Origin of the sequence: Chromobacterium subtsugae (genome assembly GCF_035919665.1) — a bacterium.
Classification (GTDB): Bacteria; Pseudomonadota; Gammaproteobacteria; order Burkholderiales; family Chromobacteriaceae; genus Chromobacterium; species Chromobacterium subtsugae.
In genome coordinates this window covers 1,371,063-1,396,460 of sequence record NZ_CP142381.1, presented here as the reverse complement: position 1 = coordinate 1,396,460, position 25,398 = coordinate 1,371,063, and the positions used below count along the sequence as shown (strand labels likewise).

At 63.3% G+C, this 25,398-nt stretch carries 20 protein-coding genes, 2 tRNA genes and 2 rRNA genes; 14 read left to right on the top strand and 10 right to left on the bottom strand.

The window, feature by feature from the left end:
- Positions 1-25: 25 nt before the first annotated feature.
- Together U6115_RS06880 and U6115_RS06875 are read left to right on the top strand one after the other, a co-directional pair.
- Positions 26-4,564, top strand: coding sequence for a response regulator (locus tag U6115_RS06880; RefSeq protein ID WP_043580758.1), 4,539 nt, complete (start codon positions 26-28; stop codon positions 4,562-4,564).
- On the top strand, positions 4,561-5,496 hold the full coding sequence (locus U6115_RS06875) for a diguanylate cyclase (RefSeq protein ID WP_043580760.1): 936 nt from the start codon (positions 4,561-4,563) through the stop codon (positions 5,494-5,496). Before U6115_RS06880 ends, U6115_RS06875 begins: the two co-directional genes overlap by 4 nt.
- A 12-nt stretch (positions 5,497-5,508) precedes the next feature.
- Here U6115_RS06875 and U6115_RS06870 read toward each other — a convergent pair whose 3' ends face one another.
- Both U6115_RS06870 and U6115_RS06865 read right to left on the bottom strand, forming a co-directional pair.
- The gene (locus U6115_RS06870) at positions 5,509-6,663 is read right to left on the bottom strand and encodes a PP2C family protein-serine/threonine phosphatase (RefSeq protein ID WP_043580762.1); all 1,155 of its coding nucleotides are present in this window, start codon (positions 6,661-6,663) and stop codon (positions 5,509-5,511) included.
- Between the two features lie 219 nt (positions 6,664-6,882).
- Complete coding sequence (locus tag U6115_RS06865; RefSeq protein ID WP_043580764.1) at positions 6,883-7,977, bottom strand: M35 family metallo-endopeptidase; 1,095 nt, start codon at positions 7,975-7,977, stop codon at positions 6,883-6,885.
- Between the two features lie 268 nt (positions 7,978-8,245).
- Between U6115_RS06865 and queC the strand changes: the two genes are divergently transcribed.
- From queC to U6115_RS06805, 10 genes are all read left to right on the top strand, one after another.
- Positions 8,246-8,947, top strand: coding sequence for a 7-cyano-7-deazaguanine synthase QueC (gene queC / locus U6115_RS06860; protein WP_043580766.1), 702 nt, complete (start codon positions 8,246-8,248; stop codon positions 8,945-8,947).
- Between the two features lies 1 nt (position 8,948).
- Entirely contained in the window at positions 8,949-9,968 is a 1,020-nt protein-coding gene (locus tag U6115_RS22840; RefSeq protein ID WP_043580768.1) for a 6-pyruvoyl trahydropterin synthase family protein, read from the top strand.
- 22 nt (positions 9,969-9,990) lie between these two features.
- Complete coding sequence (queE, locus tag U6115_RS06840) at positions 9,991-10,626, top strand: 7-carboxy-7-deazaguanine synthase (protein ID WP_043580770.1); 636 nt, start codon at positions 9,991-9,993, stop codon at positions 10,624-10,626.
- Between the two features lie 347 nt (positions 10,627-10,973).
- Complete coding sequence (locus U6115_RS06835) at positions 10,974-11,225, top strand: BufA1 family periplasmic bufferin-type metallophore (RefSeq protein ID WP_043580772.1); 252 nt, start codon at positions 10,974-10,976, stop codon at positions 11,223-11,225.
- A 92-nt stretch (positions 11,226-11,317) separates the two neighbouring features.
- Positions 11,318-11,578, top strand: a complete 261-nt coding sequence (locus U6115_RS06830) for a BufA1 family periplasmic bufferin-type metallophore (protein ID WP_043580775.1) — start codon at positions 11,318-11,320, stop codon at positions 11,576-11,578.
- Positions 11,579-11,631: 53 nt separating this feature from the next.
- Entirely contained in the window at positions 11,632-12,456 is an 825-nt protein-coding gene (gene bufB, locus U6115_RS06825; RefSeq protein ID WP_043580777.1) for an MNIO family bufferin maturase, read from the top strand.
- Positions 12,443-13,207, top strand: a complete 765-nt coding sequence (locus U6115_RS06820; RefSeq protein WP_043580779.1) for an HvfC/BufC N-terminal domain-containing protein — start codon at positions 12,443-12,445, stop codon at positions 13,205-13,207. The genes bufB and U6115_RS06820 overlap by 14 nt, the downstream gene beginning before the upstream one ends.
- On the top strand, positions 13,204-13,674 hold the full coding sequence (locus U6115_RS06815; RefSeq protein WP_043580781.1) for a DoxX family protein: 471 nt from the start codon (positions 13,204-13,206) through the stop codon (positions 13,672-13,674). The genes U6115_RS06820 and U6115_RS06815 overlap by 4 nt, the downstream gene beginning before the upstream one ends.
- A 76-nt stretch (positions 13,675-13,750) precedes the next feature.
- On the top strand, positions 13,751-14,593 hold the full coding sequence (gene serB / locus U6115_RS06810; protein ID WP_043580783.1) for a phosphoserine phosphatase SerB: 843 nt from the start codon (positions 13,751-13,753) through the stop codon (positions 14,591-14,593).
- Positions 14,594-14,602: 9 nt separating this feature from the next.
- The gene (locus U6115_RS06805) at positions 14,603-15,127 is read left to right on the top strand and encodes a hypothetical protein (RefSeq protein WP_043580785.1); all 525 of its coding nucleotides are present in this window, start codon (positions 14,603-14,605) and stop codon (positions 15,125-15,127) included.
- A gap of 12 nt (positions 15,128-15,139) precedes the next feature.
- On the opposite strand, the gene moaA is transcribed toward U6115_RS06805, so the two are convergent.
- Positions 15,140-16,114 (bottom strand): GTP 3',8-cyclase MoaA, encoded by a 975-nt coding sequence (gene moaA, locus U6115_RS06800; protein ID WP_043580788.1) that lies wholly within the window; start codon positions 16,112-16,114, stop codon positions 15,140-15,142.
- Between the two features lie 517 nt (positions 16,115-16,631).
- Here moaA and U6115_RS06795 point away from each other — a divergent pair.
- Complete coding sequence (locus U6115_RS06795; protein WP_043580790.1) at positions 16,632-18,545, top strand: S53 family peptidase; 1,914 nt, start codon at positions 16,632-16,634, stop codon at positions 18,543-18,545.
- A gap of 307 nt (positions 18,546-18,852) precedes the next feature.
- Here U6115_RS06795 and U6115_RS06790 read toward each other — a convergent pair whose 3' ends face one another.
- Positions 18,853-19,140, bottom strand: coding sequence for a glycine zipper domain-containing protein (locus U6115_RS06790; protein WP_047238753.1), 288 nt, complete (start codon positions 19,138-19,140; stop codon positions 18,853-18,855).
- Between the two features lie 107 nt (positions 19,141-19,247).
- Positions 19,248-19,988, bottom strand: coding sequence for an acetoacetate decarboxylase (locus U6115_RS06785; protein WP_043580792.1), 741 nt, complete (start codon positions 19,986-19,988; stop codon positions 19,248-19,250).
- A 227-nt stretch (positions 19,989-20,215) separates the two neighbouring features.
- Here U6115_RS06785 and U6115_RS06780 point away from each other — a divergent pair, with 227 nt between their 5' ends.
- Positions 20,216-20,515 (top strand): hypothetical protein, encoded by a 300-nt coding sequence (locus U6115_RS06780; RefSeq protein WP_181243169.1) that lies wholly within the window; start codon positions 20,216-20,218, stop codon positions 20,513-20,515.
- On the opposite strand, the gene U6115_RS06775 is transcribed toward U6115_RS06780, so the two are convergent.
- The 5 genes from U6115_RS06775 to U6115_RS06755 form a co-directional block, all read right to left on the bottom strand.
- Positions 20,512-21,555 carry an oxidoreductase gene (locus U6115_RS06775; protein WP_043580794.1) on the bottom strand — a complete coding sequence of 348 codons (1,044 nt, stop codon included), beginning with the start codon at positions 21,553-21,555 and terminating at the stop codon, positions 20,512-20,514. The two genes, U6115_RS06780 and U6115_RS06775, sit on opposite strands and share 4 nt — an antisense overlap.
- A 250-nt stretch (positions 21,556-21,805) precedes the next feature.
- Positions 21,806-21,920: ribosomal RNA gene (rrf, locus tag U6115_RS06770) — 5S ribosomal RNA — on the bottom strand.
- Positions 21,921-22,045: 125 nt separating this feature from the next.
- Positions 22,046-24,937, bottom strand: a 23S ribosomal RNA gene (locus U6115_RS06765).
- Positions 24,938-25,219: 282 nt separating this feature from the next.
- A tRNA-Ala gene (locus tag U6115_RS06760) sits at positions 25,220-25,295 on the bottom strand.
- A 3-nt stretch (positions 25,296-25,298) separates the two neighbouring features.
- Positions 25,299-25,375, bottom strand: a tRNA-Ile gene (locus U6115_RS06755).
- Between the last annotated feature and the right edge of the window lie 23 nt (positions 25,376-25,398).

Sequence of the window (25,398 nt, the reverse complement as noted above, 5' to 3'; positions counted from 1 at the left end):
CCGGTTTTTTTTCAGGAGCGGCAACTTGTCCACCTTCCGTTCCCGCATCTGGTCGCGGCCCGAACTGCGCGTTGCCGTCGTTTTCGTCTGCACGATGATCGCGGTCACCGCGGCGGTGGTGTTCCAGACCGGCCTGCACCAGCGCCAGCAGCTGTTGTCCGCCTACCAGATCCGCCTGGGCTACGTCACCCACACCCGCGACGCCATCCTGCGCAACCAATTCGACCAACTGGCGCGCGACGTGCGTTTCCTCAGCGCCACCCCGCCGGTCTCCGGCATCGTCCGCGCCAGCGCGCACGGCGGCGTCGACCCGCAGGAAAACTCCACGATGGCGGCCTGGCACAGCCGCCTCGCCTCCATCTTCAGCGCCTTCCTCGCCGCCAATCCCGAATTTTCCTCTGTCCGCTTCATCGGCATCGCCAACGATGGCAAAGAACTGGCGCGGGTGGAGCGCAATGCCCAAGACCAGGTGGAGGTCACCCCCGCGGCGAAACTGCAGGCGCACGGCGACCGCGACTACATGCAGGAAACCATCCGCCTGGAAACCGGGCAGGTGTACTTCTCCGACATCAACCTAGGCTCCCGCCACCGCGACGCCAGCGGCAACACCGCGGTGCCGACCATCCGGGTGGCCACGCCGATACGCGACGCCGGCGGCAAAACCTTCGGCATCGTCATCATCAATTTCGACGCCCGCAATCTGCTGGCCTCGCTGTTCCAGAGCATCCCGGTGGAACTGAAGCTTTACGTCACCAATCAGGGCGGCGACTACCTGGCCCAACCCGACCCCAGCCGCGTCTTCGGCTTCGAAAAGAACCTGCAATGGCGCTGGAGCGACGACTTCCAGCCGACCACCCCGTTGCTGGGGCAGCCGGAAGGCCTGCAGGCCTACTCGTCGCCGCACGGCACCGCCTATGTGCGCTCGATCAACATCCCGTTCAACCCGGCCTTCCCCAACCACTACTGCACCGTGTACGCGGTGCTGCCTGACGAGGCGGTGGCGGGCATGGTGGCCACCACCCGGCGCGCCACGCTGGCCACCTCGCTGGGCATCTTCCTGCTGATCGGCGCCGTCGCCTCGCTCTACCTGAGGAAATACCGGCAGGCCAGCGCGCGGCAGGCCGAACTGGCCGCCATCGTGGAAAGCTCGCACGACGCCATCATCGGCTGCACGCCCGACGGCACCGTCAGCAGCTGGAACGCCGGCGCCGAAAAAATGTTCCTCTACCCGGCCGCGGAAACGCTTTCCCGCAAATTGACCGAGCTGATCGTGCCGCCCGAGATCGAACCGCTGCTGCGGGAACTGCGCCAGGATGGCGTGCAGAACAGCTTCAACAGCTCACTCCACACCCGCGAAGGCCTGCTGCTGGACGTCGCCATCACCATGTCGCCGATCCAAAGCCGCGACAACCGGCTAAGCGGCTTCGCGCTGACCATCCGCGACATCACCGACCAGAAAGCCACTGAAAAGCGCATCCGCGAGTTGAACGCCTCGCTGGAGCAACAGGTGGAGGCGCGCACCGCGCAAATCCGCATTTACTCGGCGCTGCAGAACGCCATCCTGGCCAATGCCGGCTACGCCATCATCGCCACCGATCTCTCCGGCATGATCACGCTGTTCAATCCAGCGGCGGAACGCATGCTGGGATACCGCGCCGACGAGATGATAGGCCGGCAGCCGCTGACGCGGCTGCACCGCCAGAGCGAGCTGGCCGCGCAGGCGGCCAGCTTGTCGCAGGAGCTGAGCGAGGAAATCCAGGCCGGCTTCGATGCCATCGTCGCCCGCTCCCGCCACGGCCTGAGCAATGAAAGCCAGTGGACCTACACCCGCCGCGACGGCCGCCTGTTCCCGGTGCAGCTGACCGTCTCCACTCTGGAAAACGAGGCCGGCGAGGCAAGCGGCTATCTCGGCATCGCGGCCGACATCACCGAGCGCGAACAGGACCGGCGCGCGCTGGAGTCGGCGCGCGACCAACTGGAAAAAGCCGCCGAGGTGGCCGAACTGGGCATCTGGCGTTGGGAGATCAACAGCGACACCCTGGAATGGAATGACCGGATGTTCGAGATTTACGACATCCCCAAATCCTTCAGGGTGTTCGGCCTGTACTACAACCACTGGCGCTCTCGCGTCCACCCGGACGATATCGCGATGGCCGAACACAAGCTGCAGGGCGCGCTGGAAGGCAGCGACGTCTACAACCCCACCTTCCGCATCGTCCGCCAGGACGGCGAAATCCGCTACCTGCAGGCCGCGGCGCTGATCGAATACGAAGCCGACGGCAAGCCCGGCCGCGTGCTGGGCATCAACCGCGACATCACCAGCCAGCGGGAGCAGGAGGACTGGCTGCTGGAGGCCAAGGCCGCCGCCGACAGCGCCAACCGCGCCAAATCGGAATTCCTGGCCAATATGAGCCATGAAATCCGCACGCCGATGAACGCCATTCTCGGCATGCTGCAGCTGCTGCAGCAGACCGGGCTGGACAACCGCCAGGCGGACTACACCGACAAGGCCGCCACGGCGGCGCGCACCTTGCTGGCCATCCTCAACGACATCCTGGACTTCTCGCGGGTCGAGGCCGGCAAGCTCACGCTGGACCCTCACCCCTTCAGCATCGACAAGCTGCTGCGCGACATCGGCGTGATCCTGTCCGCCAATGTCGGCGACAAGGATGTCGAGATCCTGTTCGACATCGATCCGGCGCTGCCGGACGAAATCGTCGCCGACGCCCTGCGTCTGCAACAGATCCTGATCAACCTGTCCGGCAACGCCATCAAGTTCACCGAGCGCGGGGAAGTGGTGCTGTCGGCCCGGCTGCAACAACAGGACGAGAACCGGCTGACCATCGCCTTCGCCATCCGCGACACCGGCATCGGGATTTCTGCCGAACAATGCCAGCGCATCTTCGAAGGCTTTTCGCAAGCCGAAACCTCCACCGCCCGCCGCTACGGCGGCTCCGGCCTGGGCCTGGCGATCAGCCAGCGCCTGGTCAGCCTGATGGGCGGCCAGCTGAGCGTGGCAAGCGAGCAAGGCCAGGGCAGCACCTTCAGCTTCACCATCGAATGCGAGACGGCGCAGCCCCCCCCGCTGGCTCCGCCCGCCGGCATCGTCTCGCTGCATAATCTGAGCTGCCTGGTGATAGAGGACAACGACACCGCCAGGCAAACGCAAAGCGCCATCCTGCGCTCCTTCGGCTGGCAGGTGGATGTCGCCGGCAGCGGCGAGGAAGCGCTGGCCATGGTGGCCGAAGGGCGGGACTACAACATCGTCCTGATAGACTGGAAGATGCCCGGCATGGATGGCTGGGAAACCTGCAGCCGGCTGCGCGCGATGCAAAGCGGCCGGCACACCCCTGTCATCGTGATGGTGAGCGCCTACGGGCGCGAACTGTTCGCCCAGCGGCAACAGCGCGACCCCGATCTGTTCGACAGCATGCTGGTGAAACCGGTCACCGCCTCGATGCTGTTCGACGCCGTCGCCGACGCCCAGGCCAGCCATGGCGAGCCCGCGCCGACGCCGATCCGCCCGGCGAACCTCGCCCCCCGGCTGAGCAGGCTGCGCCTGCTGCTGGTGGAGGACAACCCGACCAACCAGCAGGTCGCCCGCGAACTACTGGGCCACGAAGGCGCGGAAGTGGCGGTGGCCGATTGCGGCCAGGCGGCGCTGCAGGCAGTGCATGACGCCGCGCCGCTATACGATCTGGTGCTGATGGACATCCAGATGCCGGACATGGACGGCTACACCGTCACCCGGCGCATACGCGCCGACCATCCCGCCGACCAACTGCCCATCATCGCCATGACCGCCAATGTGATGCCGGCGGACCGCGAGGCCGCGCTAGAGGCCGGAATGAACGACCACGTCGGCAAGCCCTTCGATCTGGCGCAGCTGGTGGAAGTGATCCAGCGCCATACCGGCAGGCCCGCCGCGCCGCCGCCGGCCCCTCCCCCGCAACCGCGGCCCGCGGACGGCAAGCAAACGCTGAACAGCCAGGCCGCCATCCCGCGCTTCGGCGGCAATCTGCAGATCTACCGCCATACCCTGCTCAGTTTCTGCGATGAAATCCATTCGCTGCTGCGCGACCTGGAGGATGCCCGCGCCAGCCAGCGCCGGGACAAGGCCGTCCAGGCCCTGCACACCCTGAAGGGCCTGGCCGCCACCGTCGGCGCCGAAGAATTGGCGGCGCTGGCCGCGGCGGAGGAAAAAACCATGCGCGACCCGGAACAGCGCTGGCCCGACAATCCGGAGCCGCTGCGCCAGGCCGCGCAGCGGGCGGAAGCCGCCGCCCAGGAAGAGGCGGAACGGCTTCCCCATGGCGCGGCGCCCGCCGCGCGGGCCGACACGGACGCCGAAGACCTGCACATCGGCCTCGCCAGCCTGCGGCACATGCTGAATACGGCTAATCTTGAAGCGATGCATGTCTTCGAGCAGCTGCGCCAGCAGCATTACCACGCCATGCCGGGCGAGTTCGACCAGCTCAGCGACGCCATCATGAGGATGAACTTCGCTGCGGCGGCCCGCCTGTGCGCGGATATCCTGCAACGAGCCAAGGTGGATCAGCTATGAGCGCCAATCTATCCGCAGAAGCCCCCGCCCCGGCCTTTCACCGCGGCCGGATACTGGTCGTGGACGATCAGCCCAGCAATATCATGGTCGCCCACCAGATATTGCAGTCCGAACATGAGGTATTCATGGCCACCAGCGGCGAACAAGCGCTGGCTTTCTGTCAGAATGCCCCGCCCGACCTGCTGCTGCTGGATGTGGAAATGCCGGGCATGAACGGCATGGAGGTGTGCCGGCACCTGAAACAGGAGCCCGCCACCCAGGGCATACCGGTCATTTTCGTGACCGGCCATCAAAGCCAGGAACAGGAGGCGGCCTGCTGGGAGGCCGGCGCGGTAGATTTCGTCACCAAGCCGGTGACGCCGGCCACCTTGCGCAACCGGGTCAACGTCCACCTCACCTTGAAACACCAGGCCGACCAGTTGCGTGCGCTGGCCTTCACCGACGGGCTGACCGGCATCGCCAACCGGCGCTACTTCGACGCGCAATTCGACAAGGTCTGGCGTCATTGCCTGCGCCACGGCTCGTCCTTGGCCTTGATCATGTCCGATGTCGATCATTTCAAGAAATACAATGATCGCTACGGGCACACGATGGGCGACGAATGCCTGCGCCAGATCGCCCGCACCCTGCAGCTGCAGCTGAACCGGCCTTACGACCTGGCCGCGCGCTTCGGCGGCGAGGAATTCGTCTGCCTGATGCCGGAAACCAGCCTGGCCGGCGCGGTGTCGGTGGCCATCAAGATGGAGGCGGCGATCCGCGCGCTGCAGATCGAACACGCCGATTCGCAACCGGACCACACCGTCACCCTCAGCCTGGGCGTGGCCGCCATGGCGCCGGATGCGGACAGCGACGGCCGGCATCTGATGAAAATGGCCGACGACCAGCTCTATCTGGCCAAGAATACCGGCCGCGGCCGCATCTGCGCCGTCTAGCCGCGGAGCCGCTCAATGCGGGCGCGGGTGGCGAATCACCAGCAAGGAAATGTCGTCGCTGGCCGCGCCGCCTTGCATATGGGCCGTCACCGCCTCCAGCACGCTTTCTCCTATCCGCGCCGGCCAGCCCTTGCCCGCGGCCGCCACCACGCCCGGCAGGCCAAACATCTCTCCGGCGCCGTTTTTCGCCTCGGTGATGCCGTCGGAGCTGACCACCAGCACTTGGGAAGGCCGCCATTCCAGCGACTGCATCGAATCGTCGAACGCCTCCGACGGCAGAATGCCTAACGGGGGATGGGAGGATTTGCAGCTGCCTATCACCTGGGCCTGGTCGTTGAACAGCAACACGCAGGGCACGCCCCCGTTCCAGATGTTCAGCCGCCGCCCTTCCGGTTCGATGGCGATCAGCGCCGCGGCGACGAAACGCCCGCCCGGCAGCAGGCGGTGCAGCTTCTGATTGACCCCCCTGGCGATCTCGGCCATGCCGCAGCCGGCCAGGGTCATTTCATAGAAGCAATCGATAGCCGGCAGCGCGCTGATGGCCGCCGTCAGGCCATGGCCGGTGCAGTCGGCCAACATGATGTGTTCGCCGCCGGATGGCGGCTGGCAGATGATGATCAGGTCGCCGTTGAAGCTGGCGGCAGGGCTCAGGTATTGCCAGACATACTCCGGCTGGGATGTGCGCTGGCCGATCAGCCGCTCGATCAGTTCCAGCGCCAGCTGCTGCTCGACCTCGTTCTCGCGGAAGTACTTTTCCAGCCGCACCGCGTCCTGGTTGATCTGGTTCTGCATCTCGGCGATGCGCAGGAAGACATGGATCTTGGCCGACAGCAAATCGAAGCTCACCGGCTTGGCCAGGTAGTCGTCGCCGCCCGATTTCAACCCGCCGACCACGCTTTCCAGTTCGTTCAGGCTGGTCAGGAAAATGATGGGCACCCAGTGTTCGCCGAACATCCGCCGCAGCTCGGCCGTCGCCTGCAGGCCGTCCATTTCGGGCATGATGACATCCATCAGGATCAGGTCCGGCAGATGATCCCGACAATAGGCCACCGCCTCCAGGCCATTCTTGGCCGACACGCACCGATATCCCAGTTCCATGATGAACTGTTCGATGAAATACCGGTTGGTGGCGCTATCCTCTACCAGCAAGATGGTCGTCGACGACATCGCTCCCTCTAGCCTTGTCCGCTGCCGGTCGGCATGACATCGCGTCCCGGCTGCACGCCGGACCGCCTCCTGTCGATAGCATAGCCCACTATCCGCCCGCGCTGCGGCACATCTATCGCACCAGTCCCGTAGGCCATGCCGCGGCGCAACCAAAATGCAAACATCCCCGCCGGCGGCATCGCGCGCGGCGGGGATGGGCGTGCTCAGACAATCGTCCGCTTACTGCTGCGCCGGGGTGTTCTCGGCGAAGTATTCATGGTTGTCGGCATTGTCCAAGGCCTGGGCCGGGTTGCTCTTGGCCAGGCTCTTGGCGCCGGCCTGGCCATAGACATGGTCCTGGGTGCCCGCCACCACGGTGAAGTGCGACAACTCATGCACCAGGGTGCCGCCCTTGGAGTCGGTGCCCTTGGTCGGCGCGGTCCAGAAAGCGCCGCACAGATAGACGGTGTACGGCTGCCCCGGATAGACGTAGGCATAAGTGCCGCCGTCGGTGCAGCTGCAATCCAGCTTGATCGGCTTGCTGTCCAGCGCATCCTTGATGTTGACGTAATGCGACTTGGCGGTGGTCCAGTTGGCCTGGCTGTACTTGCCGAACCAAGTGGTGAAGCGCGGCGTGCCGGACGGCGTGCCGGCCAGGTAGGCCGCCGTTTCGCTGGCCATGGCGCTGGCGGCCAGCACGCCGTCGCGCGATTGCGACTGCTGGCTGACCGAGCAATTGCCGGCGTAGCTGACGCCGCTGACCGCGCTGCGGCTGAGCACCTGCCACTCCTGCTTGGCCGCCTTGGACTTGGTCAGCAAGGGGCTGACGCTGCCGGCGCTGTAGGCGCCCACCACATTGGAGGAAATGGCCTCGTCGGCCTGCGGCGCGGCCGCCTGCTTGGCATTGACGCCCGCCGGCAGGCTGCGGTTGAGCACCTTGTTGCTGCTGCTTTCAAAACGGACGCTCAGCTGGCCCGGCTTGGACAGGTCGTAATACTCGGACACCCTCACCTTGGCGTTCAGCGTGGCGCCGGGCGCCAGCGCCACGGTGTCGCGCAGCGACGGCACCACGCGCTTGTAGCGCGGGCCCAGGTACTCGGCCGGCTTGCCGTTCACATTCACCGCCAGAAACTGCTCCTGCAGTTCCTTGCCGGGCACGAACCAGCGGTACACGTGCAAGGTCTCCTTGCCGGTATTGCGGTAAGTCAAAGCGACGTCAACGTCCTGACCCGCGCTGACCACCGGCTGCCCCAGGCTGACCTGCAGGTCGCCGGCGTGAGCGGCGGAAGCCGCCAACAGCAAAGCCGCGGCCACGGCTGGCAATCTCTTGTCCATTGTTTTCCCCTTATTGGATGGGTATTTTCTAAATCACGGAAAGTTATAAAGCACGCATTCATCATGCGCAGATAATTAATTGCATGAACAAGTCATGATCGCAATCAATAAAATTACCGGCGTTGCAATATTTCCACATGTCATAAAAATGGCGCCATTTCGCCGCCAACATCGCCGGGCTATAGTGGGGTAAAATTTAAGGTTTCCTGCGCCGGGTGAGACCGATCCCGGCGCGCTGTCGCAACCCTCGACTGTTTTTCGACGGACTATGAATCAAGCATCTGAAAAAGCCCTGGTAGTGCTCTCCGGCGGCCAGGACTCCACCACCTGCCTGTACTGGGCGCTGCGGCGCTTCGGCGCCGGCAATGTAGAAGCGGTGACCTTCGACTACGGCCAGCGCCACCGCGTGGAATTGGCCGCCGCGAAGAAAATCGCCGCCCTCGCCGGCGTGCGCCAGACCGTGCTGCCGATCGATACCTTCGCCGCCATCGGCGGCAATGCGCTGACCGACGACGGCATCGCGCCGGAAACCGGCGCGCGCGACGACGACGCGCTGCCCAATACCTTCGTGCCGGGCCGCAATCTGGTATTTCTCACCTTCGCCGCCGCCTTCGGCTATACCCGCGGCGCCCGCCACCTGGTGACCGGCGTGGCCCAGACCGACTACTCCGGCTACCCGGACTGCCGCGAAAACACCCTGAAAGCGCTGGAAGTGGCGCTGCGCCTCGGCATGGACAGCCGGGTCGAGCTGCACACGCCGTTGATGTACCTGTCCAAGGCCGAAACCGTGACGCTGGCGCAACAGGTGGGGGCCATGGAAGCCCTGGCCTGGAGCCATACCTGTTACAACGGCGAGGTGCCGCCCTGCGGCCACTGCGCCTCCTGCGAACTGCGCGCCAAAGGCTTCGCCGAGGCCGGCGTGGCCGACCCGCTGGTATCCCGCTGCCAGGCCGAAGCGCAAGGAAACTGACATGCACGCCTGTTACATGATGGCCGGCGCCGGCTTCGAAGCGGCGCGGCAGCTGCATGCCGCCCCCGGCCGCGAAGCGCGCCCGCACGGCCACAGCTTCCGTCTCGGCGTCCGCGCCGAAGCCCAATACACCGATCAGACGACGCTGCAAGCCGCGGTTGAAGCCGCGGCGGCGGCGCTCGACTATGCCGACTTGAACACCGCGCTGGCCGCCTGCGACGATCTGGCGCTAGCCCGCCACCTGGCCGAGGCCCTGCCCCATCCGGCGGCCATCCGGCTGCAAAGCGCGCCGGACCGCGGCGTGATGCTGGACGGCGCCCAAGCGCTGGTCTGGCTGAATACTTCGTTCGAGGCCGCCCACCATCTGCCGCACGTGCCGTCCGGCCACAAATGCGGCCGCCTGCACGGCCACGGCTTCGGCGTGCGCATCGTCGCCGACGCCGCGCGCTGCGGCCAGGACGACTTGGCGCGCGCCTGGGCGCCGCTGCGCGGCCGCCTCAACCACCGCTACCTGAACGATATCGCCGGCCTCGACAATCCCACCAGCGAAGTGCTGGCGCAATGGCTGCACCAGCAATTGCGGGACGCGCTGCCCGGCCTCGCCTGGGTGGAAGTGCGGGAGACCCACAGCGCCGGCAGCCAGTTCGACGGCAAACGCTTCCGCATCTGGAAGGAACAGCGCTTCGAAAGCGCGATGCCGTTCGACGCCGCCGGCAATTACACCGGCCACAGCTACCTGGTGCGCCTGATGCTGTCCGGCGGCATCGACCGCACCATGGGCTGGCTGCTGGACTTCGGCGACGTCAAGGACCGCTTCAAGCCGATCTACCGCCAGCTGGACCACAATCCGCTGGACAAGCTGGCCGGGCTGCGCAGCCGGGACAACGCCGCGGTGGCGGAATGGGTCCACGCCCAGCTGTCGCCGCTGGTGCCGGAGCTGGCTCGCGTCGACCTGATGGAAAACGAAAACGCCGGCGTCTCGCTGCATTTCCATCAGGACATGCGCTGGCCGCTGCTGTAAGCCATTCACATCGGGAACCGCAGTGACTACCTATACCGTCAAGGAAATTTTCTACACGCTGCAAGGCGAGGGCCGCCAGGCCGGCCGCGCCGCGGTGTTCTGCCGCTTCGCCGGCTGCAATCTGTGGTCGGGCCGCGAGGAAGACCGCGCCAAGGCCGTTTGCCGATTCTGCGACACCGACTTCGTCGGCGCCGGCCCTGACGGCGGCAAGTTCGACGGCGCCGAGGCCCTGGCCAAGCGCATCGCCGCCGAATGGCCGCAAGACGCCGGCGGCTCGCCCTACGTGGTGTGCACCGGCGGCGAGCCGCTGCTGCAATTGGATGCGGAGTTGGTCGACGCCTTGCACACCGAAGGCTTCGAGATCGCCGTCGAAACCAACGGCACCGTCGCCGCGCCCGCCGGGCTGGACTGGATCTGCGTCAGTCCCAAGGCCGGTTCGGAGCTGAAACAGCTGGCGGGCGACGAGCTGAAGCTGGTCTATCCGCAAGCCGCCCAGATGCCGGAAAGCGTCGCCCATCTGGACTTCGGCACCTTCTACCTGCAGCCTATGGACGGCCCCGACCTGGCCGCCAACACCCGCGCCGCCATCGCCTACTGCATGGCGCATCCGCAGTGGCGGCTATCGGTGCAAACCCACAAGGTGGTGAATATCCGCTGATCGACAACAGGCCTCCTCCGGGGCCTGTTTTTTTACCGCGCCGCGCGCGGCTCATCAGGCCTCCGCCTCCCCGCCCCCGCCAGCTCGCATCAAGCGCGGCCCGCCGCCCTATCGGGCACAAGGTCCGGCCGCGGCTATGTATCGATCATGAAGCCGACTATAACGACAGCAGCGTCCGCAACCGATGCCGCGCGGCAAATTTTTTCCGCCGCCGCGTAAGAAAGCCGGAAGCGCCCCGACTCAACCATTGTCAGGCGATGTTTCAGCGCGACAAGGCTGTAAGCATCCGCCGCTTCCGGCGACCAATCGCCATCACCCGAAACGGGTGAACTACCCAGGAGAAAGCCATGAACCGCAACAAGACTCTGATCGCCACCGCCTTCGGCGCCGTCATCGCCATGGGCGCTCTCGCCAGCGCGCCGGCTGCCGCCGCCGACAAGGACCAGTGCTTCGGCATCGCCAAAGCCGGCCAGAACGACTGCAAGAACGCCAGCCACGCCTGCGCAGGCCAGGCCAAGACCGACAACGACCCCGCCGACTTCAAGCTGGTGCCGGCCGGCACTTGCCAGCAGATGGGCGGTCAAACCAAGCCGATGTGATTTTCCAGAGTGGCAAGGCCATTCGCTTTGAGTACCATACGCCCACCCGATGGCAGCCGCGCTGCCGGGCAATCAACCCCAAGGAGTCAGACATGAAACAGAGCAAAGCCCTCATCGCCTCCGCGCTCGGCGCCGTCATCGCCATGGGCGCTCTCGCCAGCGCGCCGGCCGCCGCCGCCGACAAGGAAAAGTGTTACGGCATCGCCCAGGCCGGCAAGAATGACTGCGCCTCGGCGACCGGCGCCCACTCCTGCGCCGGCCAGGCCAAGATGGACAAGGACCCGGGCGACTGGAAATACGTAGCCAAGGGCAGCTGCGAGAAAATGGGCGGCAGCACCACCGTCAAGAAATAAGTCCCCCGCCCAGGCCCGCCGCGCGGCGGGCCTCCCCTCTCAGGAAAGCATCGATGCCCCCCCTGCCCAATGTCTGCGGCATAGGCCTGCGCGCCCCGCATTACCGCGAAGCACTGGAAACCCTGCCGCCCCTTGGCTGGGTAGAGGTGCACAGCGAAAATTTCTTCGACGGCGGCACCCCGCTCGCCATGCTGCGGCGCGTGGCCGAAAACTGGCCGCTGTCCCTGCACGGCGTAGGCCTGGGCCTGGGCTCCTGTCCGCGCCCCGACGCCGGTCATCTGGCCTCGTTGAAGCGCTTGGTGGACGAGCTGTCCCCGGCCTCCGTTTCCGAACATCTGTCTTTCAATCATTCGCCGTCGCGCTATGTGAACGATTTGCTGCCGGTACCCTACACCCGGGCCGCCCTCGACGCCGTCGCCGGCCACGTCATGGAAACCCAGGACGCGCTGCGCCGCCCCATCCTGCTGGAAAACCTGTCCAGCTACGTCGAATTTCCCGGCAATGAAATGAACGAGGGCGAATTCCTGGCCGAGCTGGTGCGTCTCACCGGCTGCGGCATCCTTCTGGACGTCAACAACCTCTACGTCAACCGCATCAATCTGGGCACAGACACCCGCGCCGTGCTGTCCGCGCTGCCGGCCGAAGCGATAGGCGAAATCCATCTCGCCGGCTACAGCGAGCGCGAAGGCATGCTGGTGGACACCCACAGCCAGCCGGTGCACGAAGGCGTCTGGCAGCTGTTCCGCGAAGTGATCCGCCAGATCGGCCCGCGGCCGACGCTGATAGAGTGGGATCTGGACATACCGCCGCTGGCGGTGTTGGAGGCCGAGGCCGCCAAGGCCCAGGCGCTGCTGGAGGCCCGACATGAACTGGCATGACTGGCAAAGCGCGCTGCTGGAAGCCATCGCCGATCCGGCCCAGCCCGCGCCTGCCGCCGAACTGGGCCTGCGCGCCGACGGGCTGGCGGTCTACCGCAACAACTACCGTGTCGGCCTGATCGACACGCTGGCCCACAGCCACCCGGTCTGCCGGCAACTGGTGGGCGAGGAGTTTTTCACCGCCCTAGCGCGGGAGTACGTCAAGACTCACGCCTCGCACAGCGGCAATCTGCATCTGTACGGCGCGTCGTTTTCCGATTTCATCGCCGGCTTCGAGCACTGCCGCGAGCTGCCCTATCTGGCTGACGTCGCCCGCCTGGAATGGGCCGCGCACCGCAGCTATTACGCCGCCGACGCCGAGGCGCTGGACAGCGGCGCGCTGGCGGCCTTCGCGCCGGAACAATGGGAGCAGCTGATTTTCACGCCGCTGCCCGGCGTGGCGCTATGCGCCGCCGACAGCCCGGCGCTCAGCATCTGGCTCGCCCACCGCGACGGCGGCTCGCTGGAAGGCATATTGCAACGCCCGGCCGAAAACGCACTGGTGTTCCGCCTGCGCGGCGAAGTCCAGGCGCAAGCGCTGGACCCCGCCCGCTACTCCTTCTACGCCGCGCTGTTCGCCGGGGCGGCGTTGGAACGCGCCATCCCCCCGGCGCTGCAGACCGACGAAAACTTCGACCTGCAAGCGGCCTTGTTCGGCCTGTTCCAACCCGCCCTGCTCTCGTCCATCCATCTACAAGGCGCACCCGCATGAATAAACTTATCCAGGCGCCGGTTTGCGGCTACCAGCTGCTGATCCGCTGCGCCAACCTGCTGCAACCCCTGGTGCTGCTGCTGTTGCGGCTATGGATCGCCAATGTGTTCTTCAGCTCCGGCCTGACCAAGATCGCCGACTGGGACGTGACGCTGGCCCTGTTCAGCGACGAATACCACGTGCCGCTGCTGCCGCCCGCCGTCGCCGCGGTGATGGCCACCTGCGGCGAGCTGGGCCTGTCCTCGCTGCTGGCGGCGGGACTGGGCGGCCGCTTCGCCGCCGCCGGACTGTTCATTCTCAACGCCGTCGCCGTCATCAGCTACCCTGACCTGACCGAGGCCACGCGCCAGTTCCACTATTTCTGGGGCGCGCAGATCCTGGTGCTGCTGGCTTTCGGCCCCGGACTGCTGTCCTTGGACCGGTTGGTGCAATGGCGGCTGCAAAAACGCGGCGGCGCAGAAGGCTGACAAAACCCGCCGGCCAGGCGGTAAACGGCGCAAGACGTGGCATAATAAAGCCAATCCTTCCCATGCCGACCGCACCATGAGCGCACAGAAAACCCTGGTAGTCCTCGCCCCGCAACCGGACCCGCAACATCTCGCCGACATCGCCCGCCTGGCCGGCGGCCAGCCTACCGTCGGCGAGGGAGCCGCGCGCATCCGCGCAGTCCTGCCGGAACACCGCCGGCAAGCGATCGAACAGTGCCGGCGCCACGGCTACGACGCTGCCTACGTCGACAGCGACAAGCGCTTGGGCGACTTCGGCCTGCTGGTGTCCGACATGGACTCCACACTGATCAACATCGAATGCATCGATGAAATCGCCGACATCAAGGGCCTCAAACCGCAAGTGGCGGAAATCACCGAGCGGGCGATGCGCGGCGAACTCGACTTCGGCGCCGCGCTGAAGGAAAGGGTGGCGCTGCTGGCGGGCCTGCCGGAGTCGGCGCTGGAACAGGTATACCGCGAGCGGCTGCGGCTGAATCCCGGCGCCGAGGCGCTGCTGGCCGCCTGCCGCGGCCTGGGGATCAAGACCCTGCTGGTGTCGGGCGGCTTCACCTATTTCACCGACAGGCTGAAGGCCGACTACGGCCTCGACTACGCCTACGCCAACCAGCTGGAGATCGTCGACGGCCGCCTGACCGGCCGCTTGACCGGCGACATCATCGACGCCGCCGCCAAGCAGCGGCTGCTGATGGCGACCCGCGACGCGCTGCAGCTGCGGGCCGACCAGGTGTTGGCGGTCGGCGACGGCGCCAACGACCTGCCTATGCTGCGGGAGGCCGGCGTCGGCATCGCCTATCACGCCAAACCCATGGTCAGCGCCGAGGCCGACATCGCGATCGAACGCGGCGGCCTGGACGCCATTCTGCAGCTATTTCTCTGAGCGACGGACATGCAAGACGCCAAAGCGCCGGACCTTCCGCAACTGGACACCGTCAGTTTCGACGCCGACCTGCCGTTTCAAGTCCAGGAGCGCGAAGGCGACTATTCGCCGCGACTGCAAAGAGAAACCCGGCTGGCGCTGCGCGTGCTGGCCGCGCCGGGAGAAACGCCCGATGACAGCAACCCCGTGCTGCTGCGGCTGGAGGCCAAGCTGGACCTGGCGCTGGAAGTCTCCCTGCTGGAGCGCCACCCCGACCGCCCCGCCTGCACGCCCTGCCGCCTGGGCCTGAGCGCGGTGGCCTGGTGCGACAGCCGGGCCTGGGCGCCGGGCCAAGCGCTGCTGATCTCGCTCTACCCCAACCCGGACTCGGCGCTCAGCCTATGCCTGAACGGCCGCGTGATCCAGTGCGATAGCCAATCGCCGCAGCGCCATCTGCTGGTGGCCGACATCAGCGGATCGTTCGACCTGGACACCCACCTGATGTGGGAAAAGTGGGTGTTCCGCCGCCACCGCCGCGCCATACTGGAGCGCTGAGACGGCAGCCCCTCAGCCGCCGGTCATCGACATGAAGCGCACCAGCTTCTGTGGCTGCTCGCGAAACTCATGGCGCTCCGGCTTCAGCTCTATCGCCTGCCGAATCGCCGCCTCCAGGCCGGCATCGTCTATGCCGGCGCGCAACAGTGGCCGCAGCTCCATTTTTTCCTCCTGCCCCAAACACATGTACAACGTGCCGTCCACCGACAGGCGCACGCGGTTGCAGGTGGCGCAGAAGTGTTGCGAGATCGGGGTGATCACGCCCAGCGAGAAAGCGCCGTCGGCGCTGCTCCAGTAGCGGGCCGGACCGCCGCCCAAGGAGACGGCCTGCGCCGATAAGCCAAACTGCCGGCTCAGCCGTTGCAGCACCGGCTGCAGATCCAGATATTGCGCGGCGCGGCCGGTATCGCCCATCGGCATCGCCTCGATCAGCCGCAATACCAGGCCATGCTCGATGCAGAAGGCCACCATAGACTCGATGTCCTGCTCGTTGACCCCGCGCATCGCCACCATATTGATCTTGATCGGCGCGAAACCGGCCTCCTTGGCCGCCATCAGGCCATCCAGCACGCGCGGCAGGCTGTCGCGGCCGGTAATCCGTTCGACGCAGTCGCGGCGCAGGGAATCCAGGCTGAGGTTCAGCCGGCGCACGCCGGCCTGCTTCAACTCCAGAGCGTGGCGCCGCAGCTGGGTGCCATTGGTGGTCAGCGACAAATCCTCCAGCCCGGGCAGGGCAGACAGCCTGGCCGCCAGTTGCGGCAGATTGCGTCTGAGCAGCGGTTCGCCGCCGGTCAGGCGCACGCGGCGGGTGCCCAGCCGGGCGAATACGGCGACCACTCGCTCGATCTCGTCGAAAGTCAGCCAGTTGGCCGGCTCCTCGAAACCCTTGAAACCCTTGGGCAGACAATAGTTGCAGCGCAAGTCGCAGCGGTCGGTCACCGACAGCCGCAGGTACTCGATGGCTCGACCAAAACGGTCAATCAGCATGCCTCCTCCAACCCCTTCTTCCACTTGATTCCTTCTTAGTCGCCATTTCAGACGCGATCTGTCGCGATTCCGGTTCTTATACGCCGCCGGACATCGCAACAGCTAACAAGCTCTATCTGAATTGTACTGCAGTCGCCATGACTTCACCGTCCAACATCATCGGTAGCCAACAAAACCCAATCGCATAAAACGCCAGCAAGGCTGGACCAGCCTTGCAAGCCCTTTCATCAGGCAAAATGCATCAAACCAACCGCAAAATAGAATGAAAGCACAATCAATTTAATATTGAGATCAACAACTTAGCAATAATTTACTGACAAATTTGTCACACAGAATGTTACAAAAACACTCAACTTGTCACAATTCGCCGTTCTTATACTGGTCCCGCCAGTTTATTCAAACTGGATATCCGGCACTCATCAAAACAAGCCGCGCAAACGGCGAAAGCCGCCGGATAGGGCCGCCATCCGCCGCGCCGGCGGCAAGCGGTCCGGACCCTCAAAGGAGAACTAGAAACATGGCAAATGCCTTCAAAATAAAAATGGTGGTCGCCGCCCTGGCGGCAGCGGTTTCTTCCAGCGCGATGGCCGCCGCCGCCCTCGATCTGGGCAAGGTGGAACAAGCCGCGCCATCCAAAACCTTGACCGTGACCGTAGCGCTCAACCTGCGCGACCGTGATGCCGCCACCCGTTATCTGCAGGCCGTTCACAGCCCGGCGGACGCCAACTACCACAAATTCCTGACCCCGGCCGAATTTCGCTCCCGCTTCGCGCCCAACGACGCCACCGTCAACCGCGTCAGCGCCCGCTTGCAAGCCGCCGGCCTGACCGTGAAGCGCATAGGCAGCACCCTGCTGCAAGTCAGCGGCCCGGCCGCCACCGTGCAGCAAGCCTTCGGCGCAGAAGTCCACGTATTCCAGAACAAGACCGCCGTGCAGGGCACCGCCCGCTACATCGCCCCGGTGCGCGCCGGCACGCCCAAGGTCGACCTGAGCGACGTGCAGGCCGTCATCGGCCTGGACAGCCGCCCGCACTTCCGCCCGCACCTGCGCCAGGTTCCCAACCACCTGCAACCGTCGCTGAGCAAGGGCGCCAGCGCCGTCACCAGCGGCAACGCCCCCGGCCAGTGGACCGTGACCGACCTGGCGCGCCACTACGACATCACCCCGCTCTACAACAAGGGCATCCATGGCAAGGGCAGCACCATCGGCATCGTCACCCTGGCCAGCTTCACCCCATCCGACGCCTTCCAGTACTGGAGCGCAGTCGGCCTCAGCACCGACCCCAACCGCCTGAGCGTAGTCAACATCGACGGCGGCCCGGGCGCGCCCAGCGATGCCGGCGGTTCCGACGAGACCACGCTGGACGTCGAACAGTCCGGCGGCATCGCGCCGGACGCCAAGATCATCGTCTACCAGGCGCCCAACACCACCCAAGGCTTCGTCGACGCTTTCGCGCAGGCGATTGAAAGCAATGCCGCCGACACCGTATCGGTAAGCTGGGGCGAATGGGAATGGTTCGACCAGCAAAGCCAAGCGGTGGACCCGGTGAACGGCAAGACCACCAATGTGCTGCAGGCCTACCACGACCTGTTCCTGCAGGCCGCGCTGCAAGGCCAAACCCTGTTCGCGGCGTCCGGCGACTCCGGCGCCTACGATGTCAACCGCGCCGCGCCGCTGCCGCAATACAACAAGGTATTGTCGGTGGACAGCCCGGCCAACCAGCAATTCATCACCGCCGCCGGCGCCACCACCGTGCCCACCACCCTCACCTTCCACCCCAACGGCAAGGAAATGAAGGTGAAGATCTCCAGCGAGCGCGCCTGGGGATGGGACTACCTGAGCGGCCTGTGCAAGGCGCTGGGCAAAGACCAAGTAGCGTGCGGCATCTTCCCGGTGGGCGATGGCGGCGGCGTCAGCGGCTTCATCAGCCGCCCGTTCTACCAGAACTGGATTCCTGGCATGCAGAACACCCCGGCCGGCCAGCAACTGGTGGATACCAGCCAGACCCCGCCGCAGGTGATAGGCAGCATCCCGGCCAACTTCAAGGGCCGCAACCTGCCTGACATCTCGATGAACGGCGACCCGGAAACCGGCTACGTGGTGTACTACACCTCCGACAAGACCGGCTTCTCCATCCAGAGCAACAGCGGCGGCACCAGCTTCGTCGCGCCGCAACTGGCCGGCATCACCGCGCTGCTCAACCAGTCGATGGGCGGCCGCCTGGGCCTGCTCAACTTCTCGCTGTACAGCCTGCTGGCGACCGGCCACGCCTACCACGGCTCCGGCCACCACGGCGCGCCGCTGCGCGACATCACCGCCGGCGGCAACTGGGGCTACAACGCGCATCGCGGCTACGATCAGGCCACCGGCGTCGGCGCGCCCGACGTCGCCAACCTGGACGCGGCGCTGCATCGCTACTTCTGGTTCTGATCCGGCCCTCGTGTCGGCAATGCAAACGGCCTTCGCTCGCGAAGGCCGTTTTTCCATTGGGCGCGAAGCGCATCTGCCGCCGCAGGATCTCTGACCGCTTCTTTGCTGCCATGCCGCCGATCAGGCGGCAAATCGGCGGGACGGGATAAGCGTTGCCCCCACGGCAACATGCGCGGATGCGCATGATTGCACCCCTGCCGCCGCGCGCCGCGGCTGTAACAGGCCGCAGTGGTTTAAGCGGCAGCGCGCCGCTTTGCGCCCATGAAAAAAGCGCCCGCGCAGCGGACGCTTTCTGCCGGATAAGGACTTAGCGGCAACGATGATGGCGATGCTTGTGCCGGCAGCGATAGCGGCCGTCGCCGCGCGCTTCGCGGCTGCCCGACTTGCCATAACCGTTGCCGATGGCCGCTCCGGCGCCGCCGCCTATCGCCCCGCCAATGATGGCGCCGTCGCGCCCACCCACCGAATGGCCGATTGCAGCGCCAGCCGCGCCGCCCAGGGCGCCGCCGACGATGGTATTGGTCGCGGTGTCGGCAAACGCCGCGGAGGCGGACAAGGCCAGACCGGCGGCCAGTATCAGAATGCTTGGCTTCATTTCATACACCCGCTTGAAAATTGAAGCCCGAGCATAAGGCTTGCGCCGGCAGTCGTCTGTATCTAAATGTTAGCGATTGTTCGCATTTTGTTTAGCAGCCCGCTCCTTCACTGCTGCAAATAGTCATACACCACCGATCCCAGGTCCAGCGTCAGATCGCAGATGAAATGCCGCGCCGACAGCACCTCCAATACCGGCAAGTCCGCCACCGGCGCCAGCGCGTGGGGATGCAGCTCCAGGGAAGCCGGCGCGCTCCAAGCGCCTTTTATCACCACATTGCTGGTATGGTAGCGCACCAATTCGCAGATCCGCGGCGTGCCGTCGACGTGCGGAATGATCTTCAACAGGAAATTGGGTTCAGCCAGGCTGGCCTCCAGCGCCACCTGGTCGAGCTGCTGGTATTTGTAGCCCATGGTGCCGGTGGCGATGCGCAGGGGGCCGAAATCCAGGCTGCCGATCAGGGTGTCGCCGCAAACCTCCAGCTTCGGCCGGCCCGCTTTCTTGGGAAACCCCCATAACTCGCGTCCTCCAGCCAGCGGCGGCTGATCATCAAGAAACATCGCATGGGAATAACTGCCGCGCACGCCGCGGAACGTGACCGGAATCACCTGTCCGCTTTCCGAATAATCGCCGAAGCCGGTGGAGTCCGGCATCCGGATGAACTCATATTTGACGATATCGCCATCCGCCTGCAACGGCTCCGGCAATACCGCCTGGATCGCATCGGGATCGGTGCGGTAAGTGATGACCATATACTCGCGGTTGTAAAACCGGTACGGTCCCGGCGGGTAGGCCGGGCTGGTAAGGGGCATGGCGAAGGCACGGCTACGCACTTCATGCGGCTTCATAGAGAGGACTCCTTGGAAAACACACAGAATGGCAAAATATGCCGAACGGGTGATTCAAGCTAGATGATTCAACATATTCCGCGGCTGACTCCATCTCAATACGCAAAACTGCTAGGCTTCCCCCCGCCAACGCGCCCGCATAGCTTGCCGTGTTGACTCCGGCCCTCGCCCCGCCTCATCATGGCCATGGCGCGAACATCCACGCCACATCAACCACAGGACAAAACATGAACGCCGCCAAGAAAATCCGCCGCTTCCTGGAGGAAGGGCACGATCCTCAGCAAATGCAGGTGCTCAAGGAATTGGCGGCCGCCCTGGAAATGGGCCGCTCCTTCGATTTGAGCCAGCTGTACGATATCGATATGCGCTACTTCGAAGTCGCTATCGACCTGTTGAAAGACTGGCGTTTCGATCATCACATCAGCGCGCGCAGCAAGTTGCTGGAGCAACTGCTGACCGAAATCGCCCCCTCGCAACAAGCCGCACCCGCAACGGAAGAGCGCGGCAGGGAAAAACGCAAAGGCTAAGCCAGGGAAGGCGCGACGGCCTTCCAGCACTGTTGGGCAGCGCTGTCGCAGCCAAGTTCCAGCAACACCATCACCCGCCATGCCTCCCAAGCGTCAACCGGATTGGCAGCCCCAAGCAGAATGGCGTCGCGCACCCCGGCGTAATACCGCATGTAGTCGCCGGCGCCAGCCGGCCTTTCGACAGCCTCGCTCCCCGCGAGCAGCAAGCGCCCCGGCCGCGGGTCCCCTCCCCATCCCGCCTGTCCAGGCCGATCGCCTGCCTTCAACGCATCCTCCTGCGTATCCAAACCATATTTGGCATAGCTGCCCGCGGTGCCGTGGATGATGAAACGCGGCCCGGCATCCGCCGCCAAGGCGCTGGCATGCAAAATCACCCGCTTGTCGGCATAACGCAACTGGGCATGGAACCAGTCATCCGCCTGGGCCCCATCGCGCAAAGCGGCCAGCTCCAGAGAAATCGCCTCTGGCAAGCCCCACAGCTGCACCGCCTGGTCCAGCAAGTGCGGCCCCAGGTCATACCACAAGCCCGCGCCCGCCTGCGCCGACTCTCGCCAGCGTTGCCGCACATGCGGCCGATAACGGTCAAAATGGGACTCAAAATGCGTTACCCTCCCCAGCACCCCATCAGCCAACAGCTGCCGCACCGCGAGAAAATCCGCGTCCCAACGCCGATTGTGGAATACCGACAATAACAACCCGGCCTGCTCGGCCTGGAGCGCCAACCCGCGAGCCTCCACCGCCCTCACCGTAAACGGTTTGTCCACCACGACATGCTTTCCCGCCGCCAGCGCGGCGCTGGCCAGGGCGAAATGACTATCGTTCGGGGTGGCGATCACCACCAGATCCACCTCGCTCCCTGTCAACAACGCCTCAGGAGATGGAAAAACCTGCGCGGCCGGCAATGCGCTGCGAACCAGCTCGGCCCTGCTGGATGCCACCGCGGCCAGCTTGATGCCAGGCGTCGCCGACAGGAGCGGCGCATGAAACGTCGCACCCGCATAGCCAAAACCCATCAGACCCACTCTCAATTGATCAGGCATATTTTTCTCCGGCAATGAACGCATGATACGGCTAGCTGGCAATGTAAAAAACCCCAGCCGAACGGATGGGGTTGAGAACAAAGTGAGACATGCATAGGCACTGACAGGGCCATTCCATCGAACCAGGCTCTCTCCCCCTCGTCCCGCCAAAGCGGTGAGGCACATGACCGGGCCGGAAACGGCAAAGCCCCGCGGGGCGGGGCAGAAACGCAGAAACCCCAGCTCATCGAGCTGGGGTTCTGTATGGGGCGTCTGGCGGTGTCCTACTTTCACATGGCGAATGCCACACTATCATCGGCGCTAAGGCGTTTCACGGTCCTGTTCGGGATGGGAAGGCGTGGGACCACCTCGCTATGGCCACCAGACATAAACTGTACAAACTTAAAGAAGCCCGAACCCGTCTCTCAGACAGATTCGCATATATTCGGTATTTGACGTACGTCGCACATCCACTCTCTTGTGTCTCAGTTTCCCAAGCCACTCAAATGATAGGATCAAGCCTCACGAGCAATTAGTATCGGTTAGCTTCACGCCTCACAGCGCTTCCACACCCGACCTATCAACGTCCTGGTCTCGAACGACTCTTCAGGGAGGTCAAGCCTCCAGGGAAGTCTCATCTTCAGGCAAGTTTCCCGCTTAGATGCTTTCAGCGGTTATCTCTTCCGAACTTAGCTACCCGGCGATGCCACTGGCGTGACAACCGGTACACCAGAGGTTCGTCCACTCCGGTCCTCTCGTACTAGGAGCAGCCCCCGTCAAACTTCCAACGCCCACTGCAGATAGGGACCAAACTGTCTCACGACGTTTTGAACCCAGCTCACGTACCACTTTAAATGGCGAACAGCCATACCCTTGGGACCGGCTACAGCCCCAGGATGTGATGAGCCGACATCGAGGTGCCAAACACCGCCGTCGATGTGAACTCTTGGGCGGTATCAGCCTGTTATCCCCGGAGTACCTTTTATCCGTTGAGCGATGGCCCTTCCATTCAGAACCACCGGATCACTATGTCCTGCTTTCGCACCTGCTCGACTTGTCGGTCTCGCAGTTAAGCTACCTTTTGCCATTGCACTATCAGCACGATTTCCGACCGTACCTAGGTAACCTTCGAACTCCTCCGTTACACTTTGGGAGGAGACCGCCCCAGTCAAACTGCCTACCATGCACTGTCCCCAATCCGGATCACGGACCAAGGTTAGAACCTCAAAGGGGTCAGGGTGGTATTTCAAGGTCGGCTCCACCAGAACTAGCGTCCTGGCTTCAAAGCCTCCCACCTATCCTACACAAACCACTTCAAAGTCCAATGCAAAGCTACAGTAAAGGTTCACGGGGTCTTTCCGTCTAGCAGCGGGTAGATTGCATCTTCACAAACACTTCAACTTCGCTGAGTCTCAGGAGGAGACAGTGTGGCCATCGTTACGCCATTCGTGCGGGTCGGAACTTACCCGACAAGGAATTTCGCTACCTTAGGACCGTTATAGTTACGGCCGCCGTTTACTGGGGCTTCGATCAAGAGCTTGCACCCCATCACTTAACCTTCCAGCACCGGGCAGGCGTCACACCGTATACGTCCACTTTCGTGTTGGCACAGTGCTGTGTTTTTGTTAAACAGTCGCAGCCACCGATTCTCTGCGACCTGTCAAAGCTTCGGACGCGAAGTCCTACACCTCAACAGGCATACCTTCTCCCGAAGTTACGGTATCAATTTGCCGAGTTCCTTCTCCTGAGTTCTCTCAAGCGCCTTAGAATTCTCATCCTGCCCACCTGTGTCGGTTTGCGGTACGGTTCTTGTGCAGCTGAAGCTTAGTGGCTTTTCCTGGAAGCGTGGTATCAGTCACTTCAGGTCCGTAGACCCTCGTTATCACGTCTCGGCGTTAAAGAAGAGCGGATTTGCCTACTCTTCACGCCTACCGGCTTGAACAGACTATTCCAACAGTCTGCTGACCTAACCTTCTCCGTCCCCACATCGCACTGCACAAAAGTACGGGAATTTTAACCCGTTTCCCATCGACTACGCTTTTCAGCCTCGCCTTAGGGGCCGACTCACCCTACGCCGATGAACGTTGCGTAGGAAACCTTGGGCTTTCGGCGAGCGGGCTTTTCACCCGCTTTATCGCTACTCATGTCAGCATTCGCACTTCTGATATCTCCAGCATCCCTTACGAGACACCTTCACAGACCTACAGAACGCTCCCCTACCACGGACGCTTACGCGCCCATCCGCAGCTTCGGTTATCAGTTTGAGCCCCGTTACATCTTCCGCGCAGGACGACTCGACCAGTGAGCTATTACGCTTTCTTTAAATGATGGCTGCTTCTAAGCCAACATCCTGGCTGTCTATGCCTTCCCACTTCGTTTACCACTTAACTGATCATTTGGGACCTTAGCTGGCGGTCTGGGTTGTTTCCCTCTTGACGATGGACGTTAGCACCCACCGTCTGTCTCCCATGCTTGCACTTTCCGGTATTCAGAGTTTGCCATGGTTTGGTAAATCGCAATGACCCCCTAGCCATAACAGTGCTTTACCCCCGGAAGTGATACATGAGGCACTACCTAAATAGTTTTCGGGGAGAACCAGCTATCTCCGAGTTTGTTTAGCCTTTCACCCCTATCCACAGCTCATCCCCTAGTTTTGCAACACTAGTGGGTTCGGACCTCCAGTGCGTGTTACCGCACCTTCATCCTGGCCATGGATAGATCACTCGGTTTCGGGTCTACGCCCAGCAACTAAAGCGCCCTATTCGGACTCGGTTTCCCTACGCCTCCCCTATTCGGTTAAGCTTGCTACTGAACGTAAGTCGCTGACCCATTATACAAAAGGTACGCAGTCACGGAACAAGTCCGCTCCCACTGTTTGTATGCATCCGGTTTCAGGTTCTATTTCACTCCCCTCCCGGGGTTCTTTTCGCCTTTCCCTCACGGTACTGGTTCACTATCGGTCGATCACGAGTATTTAGCCTTGGAGGATGGTCCCCCCATATTCAGACAGGATTTCGCGTGTCCCGCCCTACTTCTCGTATGCTTAGTACCAAGAATGCGTTTTCGTGTACGGGGCTATCACCCACTACGGCGGTCCTTTCCATGAACCTTCCACTAACGCAATCTCTATCACATACAGGCTGTTCCGCGTTCGCTCGCCACTACTTACGGAATCTCGGTTGATTTCTTTTCCTTCAGCTACTTAGATGTTTCAGTTCGCTGAGTTCGCTTCCTCTGACCTATGTATTCAGTCAGGGATGACCCCTAAGGGCCGGGTTTCCCCATTCGGATATCGCGGGATCAAAGCTCTATTGCCAGCTCCCCCGCGCTTTTCGCAGGCTTACACGTCCTTCATCGCCTGTGATCGCCAAGGCATCCACCAGATGCACTTAGTCGCTTGACCCTATCATTTCAGCAGCCTAAGCCACTAAAACAACAAGTGTGTTTGTGCGACGACTGCACCGCCCCTTTTGATATGGCGACGCAGCCTTTGATACAATCAAATACCCAAGATGACGATTCATTCAACGAAAGACTTAACTCTCGCTGTTTGTTTCGCCGTCTTAATATATTCGGCTTCTTCAGTTTGTTAAAGATCGGGCGTATTGCTGAGCAGCTTTCGCTGCACGCGAACAACGCAAACAGAATCAAACTCGATCAAGTTCGTTTTTGTTTGCACTGTAAGTGGTGGAGGATGACGGGATCGAACCGACGACCCCCTGCTTGCAAAGCAGGTGCTCTCCCAACTGAGCTAATCCCCCAACTGGTGGGTCTGGTAGGACTCGAACCTACGACCCCTGCGTTATCAACACAGTGCTCTAACCAGCTGAGCTACAAACCCAGTCAACTTCTCAGCACTGAATC